This is a genomic window from Intrasporangium mesophilum (genome assembly GCF_054783095.1).
Genome location: NZ_BAAGRF010000005.1, coordinates 287,546 through 301,977, shown reverse-complemented (window position 1 = coordinate 301,977; position 14,432 = coordinate 287,546). Strand labels below are relative to the sequence as shown.

Genomic DNA, 14,432 nt, shown 5'->3' with positions numbered 1-14,432 from the left:
TCGAGCAGCGGTGTCCAAGGGGTGGGCACCTGAGGTTCAATGGGCACGGTGACAACGGCGTCATCCGCCATCAACACGCCTGCCACATCCTCGTAACGTGGCCGCATTCCCCAAGGTGAAACCCGTGACCGAAGTCCCGACCGCCACCGTGTCGACGCCCATCACCATCCCCGCTGACCTGCTGCCGGCCGACGGCCGGTTCGGCTCCGGACCCTCGAAGGTCCGACCCGAGCAGGTCGACTACCTCAGCTCGCTGGGACGCACGGTCCTGGGCACCTCGCACCGCCAGGCCCCTGTCAAGAATCTCGTCGGCGAGGTGCGCAGCGGCCTGCGCGACCTCTTCAGCCTCCCGTCCGACTACGAGATCATCCTCGGCAACGGCGGCTCGACGGCCTTCTGGGACATCGCCGCGTTCGGGCTCGTCCGCGACCGCGCCCAGCACCTCGCGTTTGGCGAGTTCTCGAGCAAGTTCGGCAACGTCACGAAGGCCGCGCCGTTCCTCGGCGAGCCGACCATCATCAAGGCAGAGCCGGGCACGCTCGCCACGCCGCGGGCGGAGGCCGGCGTCGACGTCTACGCCTGGCCGCACAACGAGACCTCGACCGGTGTCATGGCCCCGGTCAAGCGGGTCGAGGGCGCCGACGGCGACGCGCTGGTGCTCGTCGACGCAACGTCCGGAGCCGGCGGCATCCCGGTGGACATCACCGAAGCCGACGTCTACTACTTCGCCCCGCAGAAGTGCTTCGCGTCCGACGGCGGGCTCTGGCTCGCCGCCTTCTCCCCCGCCGCGCTCGCTCGCGTCGAGGAGATCGCCGCGACCGGCCGCTGGGTGCCTGACTTCTTCAGCCTGCCGACCGCGATCGACAACTCGCTGAAGAACCAGACGTACAACACGCCGGCCATCTCGACACTGGCGCTGCTCAACGCGCAGCTGAGGTGGATCCTCGGCAACGGCGGCCTCGACTGGGCCACGGCACGCACCAAGGACTCCAGCACGCGGCTCTACACCTGGGCCGAGCAGACGGCCTACACGACGCCGTATGTCGCCGACCTGGCCGCTCGCTCGCAGGTCGTCGGCACGATCGACTTCGACGACTCGATCGACGCCGCCGCGGTCGCCAAGGTGCTGCGCGCGAACGGCATCGTCGACGTCGAGCCCTACCGCAAGCTGGGCCGTAACCAGCTGCGCGTCGCGATGTTCCCGGCCGTCGACCCCGACGACGTGAGCAAGCTGACCCAGGCCATCGACCACGTCGTGTCCGCACTGGCCTGACGAGCGCCATGCCACCAGTCGAGTGGCCCCGTCGTCACACGGGTTCTGCCCAGCCGTTCCGGGGTGGGCTGTGACGACGGGGCCACTCGAGCTGAGAAATCGGTGACGCGCGTGACCTAGCTCCTGCTGCCTCGTTGTGCCTGACGGCCGCCTGCGACGGCGGAAGTCGCCCCACGAGGAGTCTCCATGGTCCGCATCGTCCGCGTGCGCGCCTCGGCGCGCCGTGCCGTCGCAGCCCTGCCCGTCCTCGCCCTGACCACCGCAGGCATCGCCTTCGCGGCGACCTCCGACGCACCGGTTGCCGGGTCGCTCAGCGTCCCCGACCAGGCCATCACCCAGGCGGGCCGGGGATACCCGGAGGCCGGCCCCGCACCCGCACCGATGCAGCTCCCGCCGATCTACGAGACCTACACCCGGGACTGGCCCCGCGTCGACGTGCCCGCTGCAGCTCGGGACGCGCTCCAGGCCCTTGCCTCGCTCGCCCCCGTGCGCCTGGACGCGAACGGCATACCGTCCCTGGCGCTGGCGGCCTACCGTCACGCCGCCGACCTGCTCGGCACCGCCGACCCGGGCTGCGGCGTCGACTGGGCCCTGCTGGGCGCGATCGGGCGGGTCGAGAGCAACCACGCGCGGTTCGGGGGCAACGTGCTGGACGCGGCCGGCGTCGCGCAGCCGGGGATCATCGGCATCGCCCTCGACGGAAGCCGTGGCACGACCAGGATCACCGACACCGACCACGGCAGGTACGACCGGGACGCGGCCTTTGACCGCGCGGTCGGCCCGATGCAGTTCATCCCGACGACCTGGACGGTCGCCGGGCGCGATGGCGACGGTGACGGGGTCGCGAACCCGCAGAGCCTGAGCGACTCGGTGACGGCGGCGGGAGTCCTGCTGTGCTCCGGGGGCGCGCAGCTGCGCGACCCGGGCCAGGCCTACCGCGCCGTGCTGCGCTACAACCACTCCGACGAGTACGCGCGCACCGTGCTGACCATCGCCGACGCCTACCGCCGCGGCGTCACCGTCGTTCCGATGAGCGCGCTCCCCGCCGCCCGGCCCGCCTCCGGGTCCGGTACCGGCACGCCCGACGGGTCCGGGTTCGGGTATGCCGGCACGCCGGGTCCCGAGGGCACCGCCGGCTCTGGCGACCGCCCCGAACCGCGTCCGAGCGACAAGCCGGCGGCACGGCCAGCGGCACGGCCGGCGTCGCGACCGGCGTCACCGCCATCGAGCACCCGGCCGACTGACACCGCGCCTGGCACCGCGAGGACCGGGGGCGGCATACGGGTGCCGTCGGTGCCCGGGCTGCCCCTGCCGACGCCAACGGCTCCCCGGCCCACCGTGCCGGAGACGCAGGCGCTCAGCGCGGAGGTGCGACGGCTGCTTGCCCTGCCCCACCTGCCGCTGCTGCCCGGGGACCCGAGCGACCTGGTGCGCGTGCTCGACCCCCTCAAGGCCGCGGTGGTGTGTGTGCTCGACGAAAAGGTCGTCGCCTGCCCCGCCCGGCCCCTCGGCTGATCCCGCTCGTCAGGCTCCCGCGATCGGCGGGGCCGAAGCGTCGACACCCTCGGAGCCACCCTCGCGCCGGAGGTACTCCTCGATGTTCTCGACGTCGCCCTGGTTGCGCTCGACGATGACCAGCAGGTCGTGCATCGAGCTGACCTCCTCGACCTGCTCCTTGATGAACCACTGCATGAACTGGTCGGACGCGTAGTCGTGCTCCTCGCGCGCGACGCTCGTCAGGGCGTTGATCTGCTCGCTGACCCGCTTCTCCTGGGCGAGGGCCAGCCGGACCGGAGCCACGATGTCGTCGAAGTCGTTGCGCGGGGCGGCCACGCCGGGGATCTCGACCGTCGAGTCGGTGTCGAGGAGGTACCGGACCATCATCATCGCGTGGTCGCGCTCCTCGACGGCCTGGCGGTAGAACAGCCCGGCGAGCTGCGGCATCGTCAGGCCGTCGTAGTAGACCGCGATCGCGACGTACTGCTGGTGCGCGGCGTACTCGTGTCCGATCTGCTCGTTGAGCAGGTCGACGAACCTCTTGGCTGCCATGGGGTCTCCTCCGCGCTCTCGTACGACGCGCCTGCGTCACCGACCCCGTCTGACAGGGCCCGAGACCGGGCGTGCTGACGCCGCCATCTTACGGACGAGCCTCCGGTCAGCGATTGCGGATGGCGGCGATGACGGCGATCACGAGGAACAGGACCAGCGCACCGACGACGATGCGGTTGCGGAACTTGAAGCTCACTTGGCGACCTCGGGCGAGGTGGGCACCTCGGAGGCGAACTGGATCCGCAGCCGCGGCCGGCGCTGGGTCTGGATGGTCACTGCGACATTCTCCCTGGACGCGAACCACAGGGCCACCGCGACGAGGCTGAGCCCGACCGCGACCGTGCCGATGCCGATCGTCCAGCGCGGGCCGAGCGTGTCGCCGATCCACCCGATCGTCGGTGCGCCGATCGGCGTGCCACCCATGAAGATCGCCATGTAGAGGGCCATGACACGCCCGCGCATGATCGGGTCGACGCTGACCTGCACCATCGCGTTCGCCGTGGTCAGCGCGGTGAGCGCCGAGAGCCCGGTCGGCACGAGATAGACGGCGAACAGGGCGTAGCTCGGCGCGGTCGCGAGCAGGGCGGTCGAGATCGTGAAGCCGACGAGGGCGAGCAGCAGGACCCGCATGCGTGGCCGGGCCCGGCGGGCGGCGAGCAGGGCCGCGGTGAGCGAGCCGACGGCCATGATCGAGCCGAGCAGGCCGTACTCGCCCGGGCCCTTGTCGAAGACCTTGGTGGCCATCAGGGCCATGGTGACCTGGAAGTTCATCCCGAAAGTGCCCAGCACGAAGACGAGCACCATGACGAGGATGATGTCGGGGCGGCCCTTGACGTAGCGCAGCCCTTCGCGGAGCTGGCCCTTCCCACGAGCCCGAGGCGACGGCGTCAGCTCCGCCGCGTTCATCAGCAGCAGCGCAGCGAGGACGAACACGAACGTCCCGGCATTGACGAACAAGGCCGGGGCGATGCCGAACGCCGCGATGACGAGGCCGGCGACGGCCGGCCCGATGAGCCGGCCCAGGTTGAACGAAGCACTGTTGAGCGCGACGGCGTTGGGCAGGTGCGGGGTGTCGACCATCTCCGAGACGAAGGTCTGCCGGGCCGGGTTGTCGACGGCGGTCGCGACGCCCTGGATGAGGGCGAGCGCGTAGACATGCCACAGCTGGACGACGCCGGTGGCAGTCAGCACCGCGAGCAGCAAGGCCGTCGCGAGCAGGGCCGTCTGGGTGGCGAACAGCAGCTGCCGCTTGGGCAGCCGGTCGACGAGCACTCCGGCGAACGGCGCGAGCAGCAGGAACGGCAGGAACTGCAGGCCGGTGACGATGCCCAGCGCGGTGGCCGAGTGGGGCGTCAGGACGGTGAGGACCAGCCAGTCCTGGGCGACGCGCCCCATCCAGGTGCCGGTGTTGGAGACGATGGCTCCGGAGGCGTAGATCCGGTAGTTGCGAATGGCGAGCGAGTGGAACGTCGGGCTCATTCGCTGGCCACCTTCGCCAGCACGTCGGCGGCGCGCTGGAGCAGCTCTCGCTCTTCGTCGGTCAGGTGCTCGAAGCGCGACAGCATCCACTCGTCGCGATGCTTGCGGATGCGCTTGATGGCGCGGCGACCCTCGGTCGAGAGCGACAGGATGACCTGCCGGCCATCGGTCGGGTCGTCGGCGCGGTCGACGTAGCCCCCCTCGACGAGGCTCGTGGTGGTGCGCTTCATGCTCGGCGCGGAGACGCGCTCGATGTCGGCGAGCTCACTGTTGGTGCGCGGCGCGGCCTCGAGGCGGCAGAGCACGGAGAACTGGTGCGGCGGGAGCTCGCCGTCGGACTCGAAGCGGACTCGGCGGGAGATCCGCATACAGGCCAGACGGATGTCGTTGGCGAGGGAGACGAGCTCGGAGCGGGTGAGCGACGGGCTCGCAGTCTTGGTACGCATGGGTAGTCCTCAGAAGTGCTGTCGGTGATAGTTACCTTAACTCATTACTTCTGCTAACTATTCCGGCGTCTCGTCCACCGACCCCCTGGTATGCCGTCAAGGGCCCCACCCAGCACGGGAGGGTGCGTGCACGGCATACGGGATCGAGACCCTAGGCTGTCCAGGTGACCGACGAGACGACCCCCGACGACGCTGCGCCGACGGCTGCGGAGCCGATCGCGCCGCTACCGGTGCCGATGCGCCGGATCGTCGAGATCGGCATGCTCGTGTGGCTCGTGGCCCTGGTCGTCGTCCTGCTCGTGCCCTCGCTGCACGAGGGCGACAAGTCGTGGTGGCCTCAGGTATGTATCGCCGGGCTGGTGCTCGGGGCGATCGGCTGGGTCTACCTCTGGCGAGGCCGCGGCAACGCCAAGGGCGCCGGCTGACCCCGGACGGCTCAGCCTGACGCGCTGACGTCAGACGGACTCGGGGTCTTCCTCGGGCTCGCTCGCCTCGGGCTCGCGGGCCTCGGGCTCCGTCACGTCGGCCTTGGTCTCCTCGGCCTCAGCCAGAACCGGCTCGAGATCGACGGCGAACTCGTCGACGATCGGGTCGCCGACCGACGACGGCTCCGGAGCCTCGAGATCGGTCTCCGAGTGGGCACCGCACCCGTGGTCCAGGCTGACCACGCGGCCATCGGACGGGCTCCACTCGTTGGCGCACACGCCGAACACCGGACGGAGCGCGCCTGCCATCGGCACGAAGTAGCCACATGTCGAGCACCGGGCCGTCGCCTTGACCGACACCTCGGAGGTCGGACCCCCGTCACCGGCATACCACCGGGTCGCGGCGTCCTCGCGCCCCTCGGCTGACAGCACCCGCGGCCTGCCGAGCCCGAGCTCGAAGAAGGCCATCTGGTCGACGTCCTCGTCGCCGGTCGCCTCGAAACCCTGCTCGAGGAACGGGTCGACCGGCCGGTAGGGCAGCACGTCGCCGGCGCCGAGGTCCCCGGGAGCCAGCCGGTCGGCATACGGGAGCCACTCGGGGGCGAGCAGCGCGTCCGGGCCCGGCAGCAGGTTCGTCTCGCAGACGGTCGCGAGCTTGGCGCGCGGCACGCGGGCCACCGAGACACCCCAGCGCCAGCCGCGGTAGCCCGGCGACGTGCACTCGAACCAGTGCATGGCCAGGCGCTCCTCGAGCAGGTCCATGCCGAGGTGTGCGCCGACCGTGCCTGGCTCCGCGACCTCGTCGAGCGCGGTGCGGGCGAGGTCAGTGGCGGCCAGCAGCACGCTGTCCGACTTCGGCGCGGCGGTGGTCATCCGGGTCAGCTCTCCAGCTCGTCGGCCAGACCTCGCAGCGCCCGCGCGACGGCAGTGCTCTGCTTGCGGTCCGCGCGGCGGCCCTTGCGAAGGTTGTTGCCGACGGCGTCGAGCAGCTGGACGACGTCCTCGATGATGATGACGAGCTCCTCGGGCGACTTGCGGTCACGCTCGCGACGGTTGGCGGCGACGGACTGGACCGGGTCGAGCACCTTGACCGAGAGGGCCTGGGCACCGCGACGGCCCTCGACGATCCCGAACTCGACACGCGCGCCCTTCTTCAGGGTCGTCACGCCCGCGGGAAGGGCGTTCGCGTGCAGGAAGACGTCGGCGCCGTCGTCCTCGGAGATGAATCCGAAGCCCTTGTCCGCGTCGTAGAACCTGACCTTGCCAGTCGGCACTGTCCACCTCGTTGTCGATCGTCGGTCGTCCGGGTGACGGCGCGACTCGATGGCGCTCCTTGCGCTCGGCTCAAGCCTAACGGCTCAGCGCAAGCCGGATTCCCGCTCGCGCGGAGCCCGGCACCCACGAGGTGGCGGTCGACGTAGCTGGCGAGGTCAGGCGGTCGTGATCCCCCACGTGCCGGTCCACTCCTGCCCGGGCTCGAGCACCACCAGCGAGGTTCCGGAGTTGAACGCGTCGGCGGGGCATGTCATCGGCTCGACGGCGACGCCGACCTGGCCGAGGCGGCGCTCGGCGATGCCGGTGAACACCTGCAGCCAGCCGAAGGCGGCGTCGGCCCACAGGGTCGTCGAGCGGTCCCCGGCAGCCACCGTGCAGCGCCACATCCCGTCGTCGTCGCGGAGCACGTCGGTGTATGCCGTGTCGAGGCGGCCGTCGCCCACGGCGCGCAGGGCGCGGAAGTCGTAGTCGGTGCCGCCCACCGGCCGGATCGCGCGCGGGAGCGTCCGCTCGTCGACCTCGACGAACGCGTCCGCCGGGACGCGGATGCTCACGTCGGCCAACAGGGCGTCGCCGGTGGCGAGGTAGGGGTGCGCGCCGTACCCGAAGGGCGCGCTCTCGGAGCCGACGTTGCGGGCCGCCGCGGTGACCACGAGCCCGGAGTCGTCGAGGACGTAGGTCGTGCGAAGGTCGAGGTGGTGGTCCCAGCCCGGCTGCGGGTGGAGCCGGTAGCCGACGGTGACGGCCTCGTCCTCGATCTCGACCGGCTCCCACAGTGCCCAGCGCACGAGGCCGTGGATGGCGTTGCCCGCAGCGGGCTCGGTGAGCGCGAGCTGGTGGTCCTGGCCCTCGAAGGTGTACTTGCCGTCGCGGATGCGGTTGGGCCACGGCATCAGCTGTTGCCCTCGGCCGGAGACGATCCGCTCGTCGGCGGCATACCCCGCGACGACGTCGACACCGTCGCGGGTCAGGCTCCTCAGCCCGCCGCCGACCTCGACCACGGTCGCCTCGTAGGGGCCGAAGCCGATCGTCCACTGCTGGCCGGTCGGGTATGCGGCGTGTGCGTCTGCCGGTGAGGCGGGCGAGAGCGCGCTCATGGGAACCACGCTAGCGCCAGGACGTGTTCGGCTCGGGCACTAGGTTGGGTAGATGGCCACTTCGAGCCGGAGCCTCGCCGACGACATCCGCGGCCGCAGTGACGCCCAGCTCGTCGACCTCGTCCTCTCGCGGCCCGATCTCGCGCGCCCGGCGCCGGCCGACCTGACGAGCCTCGCGGCGCGCGCGGGCACTCGCGCCAGCGTGCAGCGTGCGGTGGAGGCGCTCGACCGTGGCCACCTACAGGTGCTCGAGGCCCTCGTCGTCGCGGGCGACGCGGCAGCGCCTGCTGCCCTGCTGAGCCTGCTCGGCGCCGCCCCCACAGATGAGCGGGCCAGCACGGTCGATCTCCTCGTCGACGACCTGTGGCGTTGGGCACTGCTGTGGCGCAGCGCCGACGGCTCACATGTCGTGCGCACGGTGCCCGAGGTGCTGGGTTCGAGCGTCGCCGGCCTCGGGGCACCGATGCGCGAGCTGCGCTCGTCGCTCGTGCCGCAGCACGCGGACCGCGACGAGGTGCTGGCCACGATCGAGGGCGCGCCGCAGGACTCGCGCGCGATGCTCGAGCGCATGACGTGGGGGCCACCGTTCGGCGTGCTCCCGACCGCACCCGCGGGGCGCACGAGCGCGCGATGGCTGCTCGAGCACCACCTGCTCGTCCCGGTCTCCTCCGACCGGGTCGCCCTGCCGCGCGAGATCGGGCTGGCGCTGCGCGGCGGCCGGCTGCACCGCTCGACCCAGCTCACGCCGCCGGCGGTCGAGTCGCGAGCGGTGTCGCTCGTCGACGCGGCCGCGGGCGGCGCTGCCAGCGAGTTCCTCACGCAGGTCGACGAGCTCGCTGCCGCGTGGGGGGCCGACCCGCCACGCGTCCTGCGCGCGGGCGGGCTGTCCGTCCGGGACTTCCGCGCGACCCAGACCGCCCTCGACGTCGGCGCGGAGCGCGCTGCGTTCGTCGTCGAGATCGCTTATGCCGCAGGGCTCGTCGCCGACGACGGCGAGGTCGTGCCCGTGTGGGCGCCCACGTCCGAGATCGACGAGTGGTCGAGCAGCGAGGCCGGGCACCGATGGGCCTCGCTCGCTGTGGCCTGGCTCGGTTCGACCCGGGCCCCCCACCTCGTCGGGCACCGGACCACCGGGACCGGGCCGGCGAACGCGCTCGGGCCCGACGTCCAGTGGCCGGCCATCCGCGCAGTGCGGCGCGAGGTTCTGGCCGAGCTGTCCGCGCTCGAGACGGGCCATGCTCCGACCGTCGACTCGCTGCGCGAGCGGCTCGCCTGGCGGCGCCCGAACCGCCCCACCGACGTGCTCGACGAGGCCGTCGACGCCGTCCTCAGGGAAGCGGAGTGGCTCGGCGTGACCGGTCGCGGCGCCCTGTCGAGCCCTGGACGTGCCCTCATCGGATCCAGGACGCCTTCCGCCCCGACGCCCCCCACCCCCTCGAGTGGCCGCCCCGCCACAGCAGCCCCGCCGCTCGATCAGAGGGCGGCGACACCGTCGAGTGGCCTCGTGGAAACACCGGCGCCGAGAATGCCGCAGGTCGAGGTCGTCGCCGCGGCGATGTCCGAGCATCTCCCGGCGCCCGTCGACCACATCCTCGTCCAGGCCGACCTCACCGCTGTCGCGCCCGGCCCGCTCGTCGGCAGCCTCGGGTCGTTCATGCGGCTCGCGGCCGAGGTCGAGTCCCGGGGCGGGGCCACCGTCTACCGGTTCACACCCGAGTCGGTGCGGCGCGCCCTCGACGCCGGCTGGACGGCGGCCGAGTTCACCGACACGGTGCGCCGGTCCAGCCGGACGCCGGTCCCCCAGCCCCTCGAGTACCTCGTGTCGGACGTCGCGCGCAAGCACGGGCAGACCCGCATCGGCGGCGCAGCGGCATACATCCGCTCCGACGACGAGTCAGTGCTCGACACGATGCTCGCGTCGCGTGACCTCGCCGCCTTGCGCCTGCGGCGGATCGCCCCGACGGTGCTCGTCTCCTCGGCCGACCCGCGGGTCATCGTGGAGGTGCTGCGCGACGCCGGGTTCGCTCCCGTGCACGAGGGCCAGGACGGTGCGGTCGTCCACGCCGAGACGCCACGGCGCCGGGCCGGGGCACGGCGGCGCGGACCCGGCCCCACGGTCACCCCCGTCGACCGCGCCTTCACGCAGTCGCTCGTCACGGGTCTTCGTGCCGCCGAGGCCACGGCGGCCGAGCGGCGTGCGGAGGAGGAGTCACGCCCCGGGCCTCGCATCCAGGCGATGGACCCGGTCGTCACGCTGTCGCTGCTGCGCGAGGCCGTGGCCGACCGGCATGGCGTGTGGATCGGCTACTCCGACGCGCACGGTGCCACAACCCGGCACCTGATCCACCCGAGACAGGTCGACGGGGGCCGGGTGCGCGCCCTCGACGAGTCCGGCCACGAGCGGTTGTACTCCGTGCACCGGATCACCGGCGCCACGCTCGACAGCGGCTCCTGACGGACCGACCCCGCAACCCCCGGGATACCCGCAACACACCCGGAAACCGTCAGCGCACCACAGTTGCAACCGGGACTGGTTGACAACTTCCGGGTGTGTTGCGGGGACGCCGCGGATCAGGATCCGGCGAGCGCCTTGACGACGTTGCTCGGCGAGGGGCGGCCGAGCTGCTCGGCCATCCACCTGCTCGTCTCGACGAGCGACTCGAGGTCGACGCCGGTCCGCACGCCTGCGCCGTGCAGCGCCCAGACCAGGTCCTCCGTGGCGAGGTTGCCGGTCGCCGACTTGGCATACGGGCAGCCACCGAGGCCGCCCGCCGACGAGTCGACGACGGAGACGCCGTCGGCGAGGGCCGCCATCGTGTTGGCCAGGGCCTGGCCGTACGTGTCGTGGAAGTGCACCGCGATGCGCTCGGTGCCGATGCCACGCCGTCCGAGCGCGTCGAGCAGCCGGTGCACGTGACCGGTGGTGCCGACGCCGATGGTGTCGCCGAGGCTCAGCTGGGCGCAGCCGAGGTCCATCAGGCGCTCGGCGACGTCGACGACCTGCTCGACGGGCACCGGTCCCTCCCACGGGTCGCCGAAGCACATCGAGACGTAGGCGCGCACCCACGTGCCGTCGGCGAGCGCCCGCTTCACGACCGGCTCGAACATCGCGTACTGCTCGTCGACGGACCGGTTGAGGTTCTTCTGGGCGAACGTCTCGGTCGCGGACCCGAAGATGGCGATGGCGCGCAGCCCCAGGGCCTCGGCCCGGTCCAGACCCCGCTCGTTGGGCACCAGGGCGGGACGGGACGGCCCGACGCCGTCGGGGCCGAGGGCGGCCAGGACCTCCTCGGCGTCACCCATCTGGGGCACCCACGAGGCCGGGACGAACGATGTCGTCTCGATCGTGCCGAGCCCGGCCGCCTCGAGGCGCCGGATGAACTCGACCTTCGTCTCGGCCGGTACGACGGTCTTCTCGTTCTGCAGGCCGTCGCGCGGACCCACCTCGTAGATGGTCACGCTCTCGGGCAGCCCCGCTGCCACCTCGACCTGTGGGGATCGCATTCGCCCATACTGACAGGCGTGAGCCGACGACCCCTAGGACGTGCGACACAGGGCAGGCGGGAATCCTGCGGGCCTGACGACGGTTGGTCCTGAACGATGAACGACGGACCCCTCATTGTCCAGAGCGACAAGACGCTGCTCCTCGAGGTCGACCATGCCCAGGCCGAGCAGGCGCGACGTGCGATCGCCCCGTTCGCCGAGCTGGAGCGCGCGCCCGAGCACGTCCACACCTACCGGATCACGCCGCTCGGCCTCTGGAACGCGCGCGCGGCCGGGCACGACGCCGAGCAGGTAGTCGACGCGCTGATGACCTACAGCAGGTATGCCGTCCCGCACTCCCTGCTCGTCGACGTGGCCGACACGATGGACCGTTACGGCCGGCTCACCCTCGAGAAGGAGGGTTTCGCCGACTCGCCGGAGGGCACGCGGCTCGTGCTGCGGACGACCGACCGCCCGGTGCTCGAGGAGGTGCTGCGGCACAAGAAGATCAAGCCGCTCACCGGTGCCCGCATCGACGACCTCGCCGTCGTGGTCCACCCGAGCGAGCGCGGCACCCTCAAGCAGGAGCTGCTCAAGGTCGGCTGGCCCGCCGAGGACCTCGCCGGCTATGTCGACGGCGAGGCTCACCCGATCGCGCTCGACGAGAGCGGCTGGAGCCTGCGGCCCTACCAGCAGCAGGCCGTCGACGGCTTCTGGCACGGCGGGTCGGGTGTCGTCGTCCTGCCCTGCGGCGCCGGCAAGACGCTCGTCGGCGCCGGGGCCATGGCCGAGGCGAAGTCGACGACGCTGATCCTCGTCACCAACACCGTCAGCGCCCGGCAGTGGAAGGACGAGCTGCTGCGCCGCACGACGCTCACCGAGGAGGAGATCGGGGAGTACTCCGGTGCCCGCAAGGAGATTCGACCGGTCACCATCGCGACCTACCAGGTGCTGACGACGAAGCGGAAGGGCGCCTACGCCCACCTCGACCTGCTCGACGCCCGCGACTGGGGCCTCATCGTCTACGACGAGGTCCACCTGCTGCCCGCGCCGATCTTCCGGATGACCGCGGACCTGCAGGCCCGGCGCCGCCTCGGGCTCACCGCCACTCTCGTGCGTGAGGACGGGCGGGAGGCCGACGTCTTCAGCCTCATCGGCCCCAAGCGGTTCGACGCGCCCTGGAAGGACATCGAGTCACAGGGGTACATCGCGCCCGCCGACTGCGTCGAGGTGCGGGTCAGCCTTCCGGACGGCCAGCGGATGACGTACGCGACCGCCGAGCCGGACGACCGGTACCGGCTCGCGTCGTGCTCGGACGCGAAGCTGCCCGTCGTCGAGAAGCTGGCCACCCGGCATACGGGTGAGCCGACGCTGGTCATCGGTCAGTACCTCGACCAGCTTCACGAGGTCGCCGAGCTGCTCGGCGCCGACGTCATCACCGGCGAGACGACTGTCCGCGAGCGGCAGCGGCTCTACGACGCGTTCCGGACCGGCGAGATCGACCGGCTGGTCGTGAGCAAGGTGGCGAACTTCTCGATCGACCTGCCCGAGGCGAGCGTCGCGATCCAGATCAGCGGCACGTTCGGCTCTCGTCAGGAGGAGGCCCAGCGGCTCGGCCGGGTGCTGCGGCCCAAGGGCGACGGACGGACGGCGCACTTCTACACGGTCGTGTCGCGCGACACCGTCGACGCCGACTTCGCCGCGCATCGTCAGCGGTTCCTGGCCGAGCAGGGGTACGCCTACCGGATCGTCGACGCCGACGACCTGTGACCGAGGTCACCTGTCTCATCCTGCGACTCAATTAGGCAAGGCAACCCTTACCTAATTACCCTTCCTGACGTGAGCAAGCTCAAGGCCAAGGACGTGGCGAAGATCAAGCCGAAGTCCAAGTGCTGCAAGAAGGACACCCGGTGCCTCAAGTGCCCCGTGGTGGTCCACCGGCTGTGCAAGCAGGACTGCGCCTCGATGTGCAAGCAGGACTTCAAGAAGGCCCTGAAGAAGGCCCGCCGCCGCTGAGCTCGTTGCGACCGTCTCGCCCCCGCCCTCGACGCCGTCGGGACGGGGGCTTTGTCGTACCCCCGGACGGGCTGGGCGGCGCCTGAAGAAGCGCTCAGAGGAGACTGTGACGCGGTTTCCAGCAAACTCCCAGCGAACGCGCCGACACTGTTGATGTGGACACCCAGACAGCAACGCTGCCCGAGGCTCGACTGCTCGTGGTCGAGGACGAGCCGAACATCCGCGAGCTGCTCGCGACCTCCCTGCGCTTCGCCGGGTTCGAGGTCGAGACGGCCGGCGACGGCACGACCGCCCTGGCGCTGGCCGAGGAGTCCGAGCCCGACCTCGTCGTGCTCGACGTCATGCTTCCGGATGTCGACGGCTTCGAGGTGACCCGTCGCCTGCGCGACCGCGGGCGGCAGCAGCCCATCGTCTTCGTCACCGCCCGCGATGCCACGGGCGACAAGATCCAGGGCCTGACCGTCGGCGGCGACGACTACGTCACCAAGCCGTTCAGCCTCGAGGAGGTCATCGCCCGCATCCGGGCCGTCCTCCGCCGCACGCGCGGCACCGCCGACGAGGGTGCGACCCTGCGCTTCCACGACCTCGAGCTCAACGAGGACTCCCACGAGGTGCGGCGCGGCGGCCGGGTCATCGACCTGTCGCCCACCGAGTTCAAGCTGCTGCGCTACCTGTTGCTCAACCCGAACCGCGTGCTGTCCAAGCTGCAGATCCTCGACCATGTGTGGGACTACGACTTCCGCGGCGAGTCGGGCATCGTCGAGTCCTACATCTCCTACCTGCGCCGCAAGATCGACGCCGATGGCCCCTCTCTGATCCACACCAAGCGCGGAGTGGGTTACGTTCTTCGAGTGCCTCCTGAGCTCACGACGAACTAGAACGGACCACC

Annotated in this window: 14 protein-coding genes; 7 read left to right on the top strand and 7 right to left on the bottom strand. The window is 71.3% G+C overall.

What is annotated here, in order from left to right; genetic code table 11:
• Nucleotides 1-148 precede the first annotated feature (148 nt).
• On the top strand, nt 149-1,273 hold the full coding sequence (gene serC / locus ACYVLP_RS07220) for a phosphoserine transaminase (protein ID WP_460626681.1): 1,125 nt from the start codon (nt 149-151) through the stop codon (nt 1,271-1,273).
• Nucleotides 1,274-1,459: 186 nt separating this feature from the next.
• The gene (locus tag ACYVLP_RS07215) at nt 1,460-2,788 is read left to right on the top strand and encodes a lytic transglycosylase domain-containing protein (protein WP_460626652.1); all 1,329 of its coding nucleotides are present in this window, start codon (nt 1,460-1,462) and stop codon (nt 2,786-2,788) included.
• Between the two features lie 9 nt (nt 2,789-2,797).
• On the opposite strand, the gene ACYVLP_RS07210 is transcribed toward ACYVLP_RS07215, so the two are convergent.
• From ACYVLP_RS07210 to ACYVLP_RS07200, 3 genes are all read right to left on the bottom strand, one after another.
• The gene (locus ACYVLP_RS07210) at nt 2,798-3,322 is read right to left on the bottom strand and encodes a ferritin (RefSeq protein ID WP_460626651.1); all 525 of its coding nucleotides are present in this window, start codon (nt 3,320-3,322) and stop codon (nt 2,798-2,800) included.
• Between the two features lie 192 nt (nt 3,323-3,514).
• Nucleotides 3,515-4,801, bottom strand: a complete 1,287-nt coding sequence (locus ACYVLP_RS07205; protein ID WP_460626650.1) for an MFS transporter — start codon at nt 4,799-4,801, stop codon at nt 3,515-3,517.
• Nucleotides 4,798-5,247, bottom strand: a complete 450-nt coding sequence (locus ACYVLP_RS07200) for a MarR family winged helix-turn-helix transcriptional regulator (protein WP_452270583.1) — start codon at nt 5,245-5,247, stop codon at nt 4,798-4,800. Before ACYVLP_RS07200 ends, ACYVLP_RS07205 begins: the two co-directional genes overlap by 4 nt.
• A gap of 164 nt (nt 5,248-5,411) precedes the next feature.
• Between ACYVLP_RS07200 and ACYVLP_RS07195 the strand changes: the two genes are divergently transcribed.
• Entirely contained in the window at nt 5,412-5,672 is a 261-nt protein-coding gene (locus ACYVLP_RS07195; RefSeq protein WP_460626649.1) for a DUF2530 domain-containing protein, read from the top strand.
• A gap of 30 nt (nt 5,673-5,702) precedes the next feature.
• Here ACYVLP_RS07195 and ACYVLP_RS07190 read toward each other — a convergent pair whose 3' ends face one another.
• The 3 genes from ACYVLP_RS07190 to ACYVLP_RS07180 form a co-directional block, all read right to left on the bottom strand.
• Nucleotides 5,703-6,545, bottom strand: a complete 843-nt coding sequence (locus ACYVLP_RS07190) for a DUF3027 domain-containing protein (RefSeq protein WP_460626648.1) — start codon at nt 6,543-6,545, stop codon at nt 5,703-5,705.
• A gap of 5 nt (nt 6,546-6,550) precedes the next feature.
• Entirely contained in the window at nt 6,551-6,946 is a 396-nt protein-coding gene (locus tag ACYVLP_RS07185; RefSeq protein WP_460626647.1) for a cold-shock protein, read from the bottom strand.
• A 156-nt stretch (nt 6,947-7,102) separates the two neighbouring features.
• A complete protein-coding gene (locus ACYVLP_RS07180) occupies nt 7,103-8,044 on the bottom strand; it encodes an aldose 1-epimerase family protein (protein ID WP_460626646.1) in 942 nt (313 codons plus the stop codon).
• Between the two features lie 52 nt (nt 8,045-8,096).
• On the opposite strand from ACYVLP_RS07180, the gene ACYVLP_RS07175 reads away from it, so the two are divergent.
• Nucleotides 8,097-10,499, top strand: coding sequence for a helicase-associated domain-containing protein (locus ACYVLP_RS07175; protein ID WP_460626645.1), 2,403 nt, complete (start codon nt 8,097-8,099; stop codon nt 10,497-10,499).
• A 116-nt stretch (nt 10,500-10,615) separates the two neighbouring features.
• Here the strand turns inward: ACYVLP_RS07175 and ACYVLP_RS07170 are convergent, their stop codons facing one another.
• Nucleotides 10,616-11,548 (bottom strand): hydroxymethylglutaryl-CoA lyase, encoded by a 933-nt coding sequence (locus ACYVLP_RS07170; RefSeq protein WP_460626644.1) that lies wholly within the window; start codon nt 11,546-11,548, stop codon nt 10,616-10,618.
• 96 nt (nt 11,549-11,644) lie between these two features.
• Here ACYVLP_RS07170 and ACYVLP_RS07165 point away from each other — a divergent pair, with 96 nt between their 5' ends.
• The 3 genes from ACYVLP_RS07165 (at nt 11,645) to ACYVLP_RS07155 (ending at nt 14,421) form a co-directional block, all read left to right on the top strand.
• Nucleotides 11,645-13,297 carry a DNA repair helicase XPB gene (locus ACYVLP_RS07165; RefSeq protein WP_460626643.1) on the top strand — a complete coding sequence of 551 codons (1,653 nt, stop codon included), beginning with the start codon at nt 11,645-11,647 and terminating at the stop codon, nt 13,295-13,297.
• Between the two features lie 69 nt (nt 13,298-13,366).
• Nucleotides 13,367-13,543 (top strand): hypothetical protein, encoded by a 177-nt coding sequence (locus ACYVLP_RS07160; RefSeq protein ID WP_460626642.1) that lies wholly within the window; start codon nt 13,367-13,369, stop codon nt 13,541-13,543.
• 155 nt (nt 13,544-13,698) lie between these two features.
• The gene (locus tag ACYVLP_RS07155; RefSeq protein ID WP_460626641.1) at nt 13,699-14,421 is read left to right on the top strand and encodes a response regulator transcription factor; all 723 of its coding nucleotides are present in this window, start codon (nt 13,699-13,701) and stop codon (nt 14,419-14,421) included.
• Nucleotides 14,422-14,432: the final 11 nt, after the last annotated feature.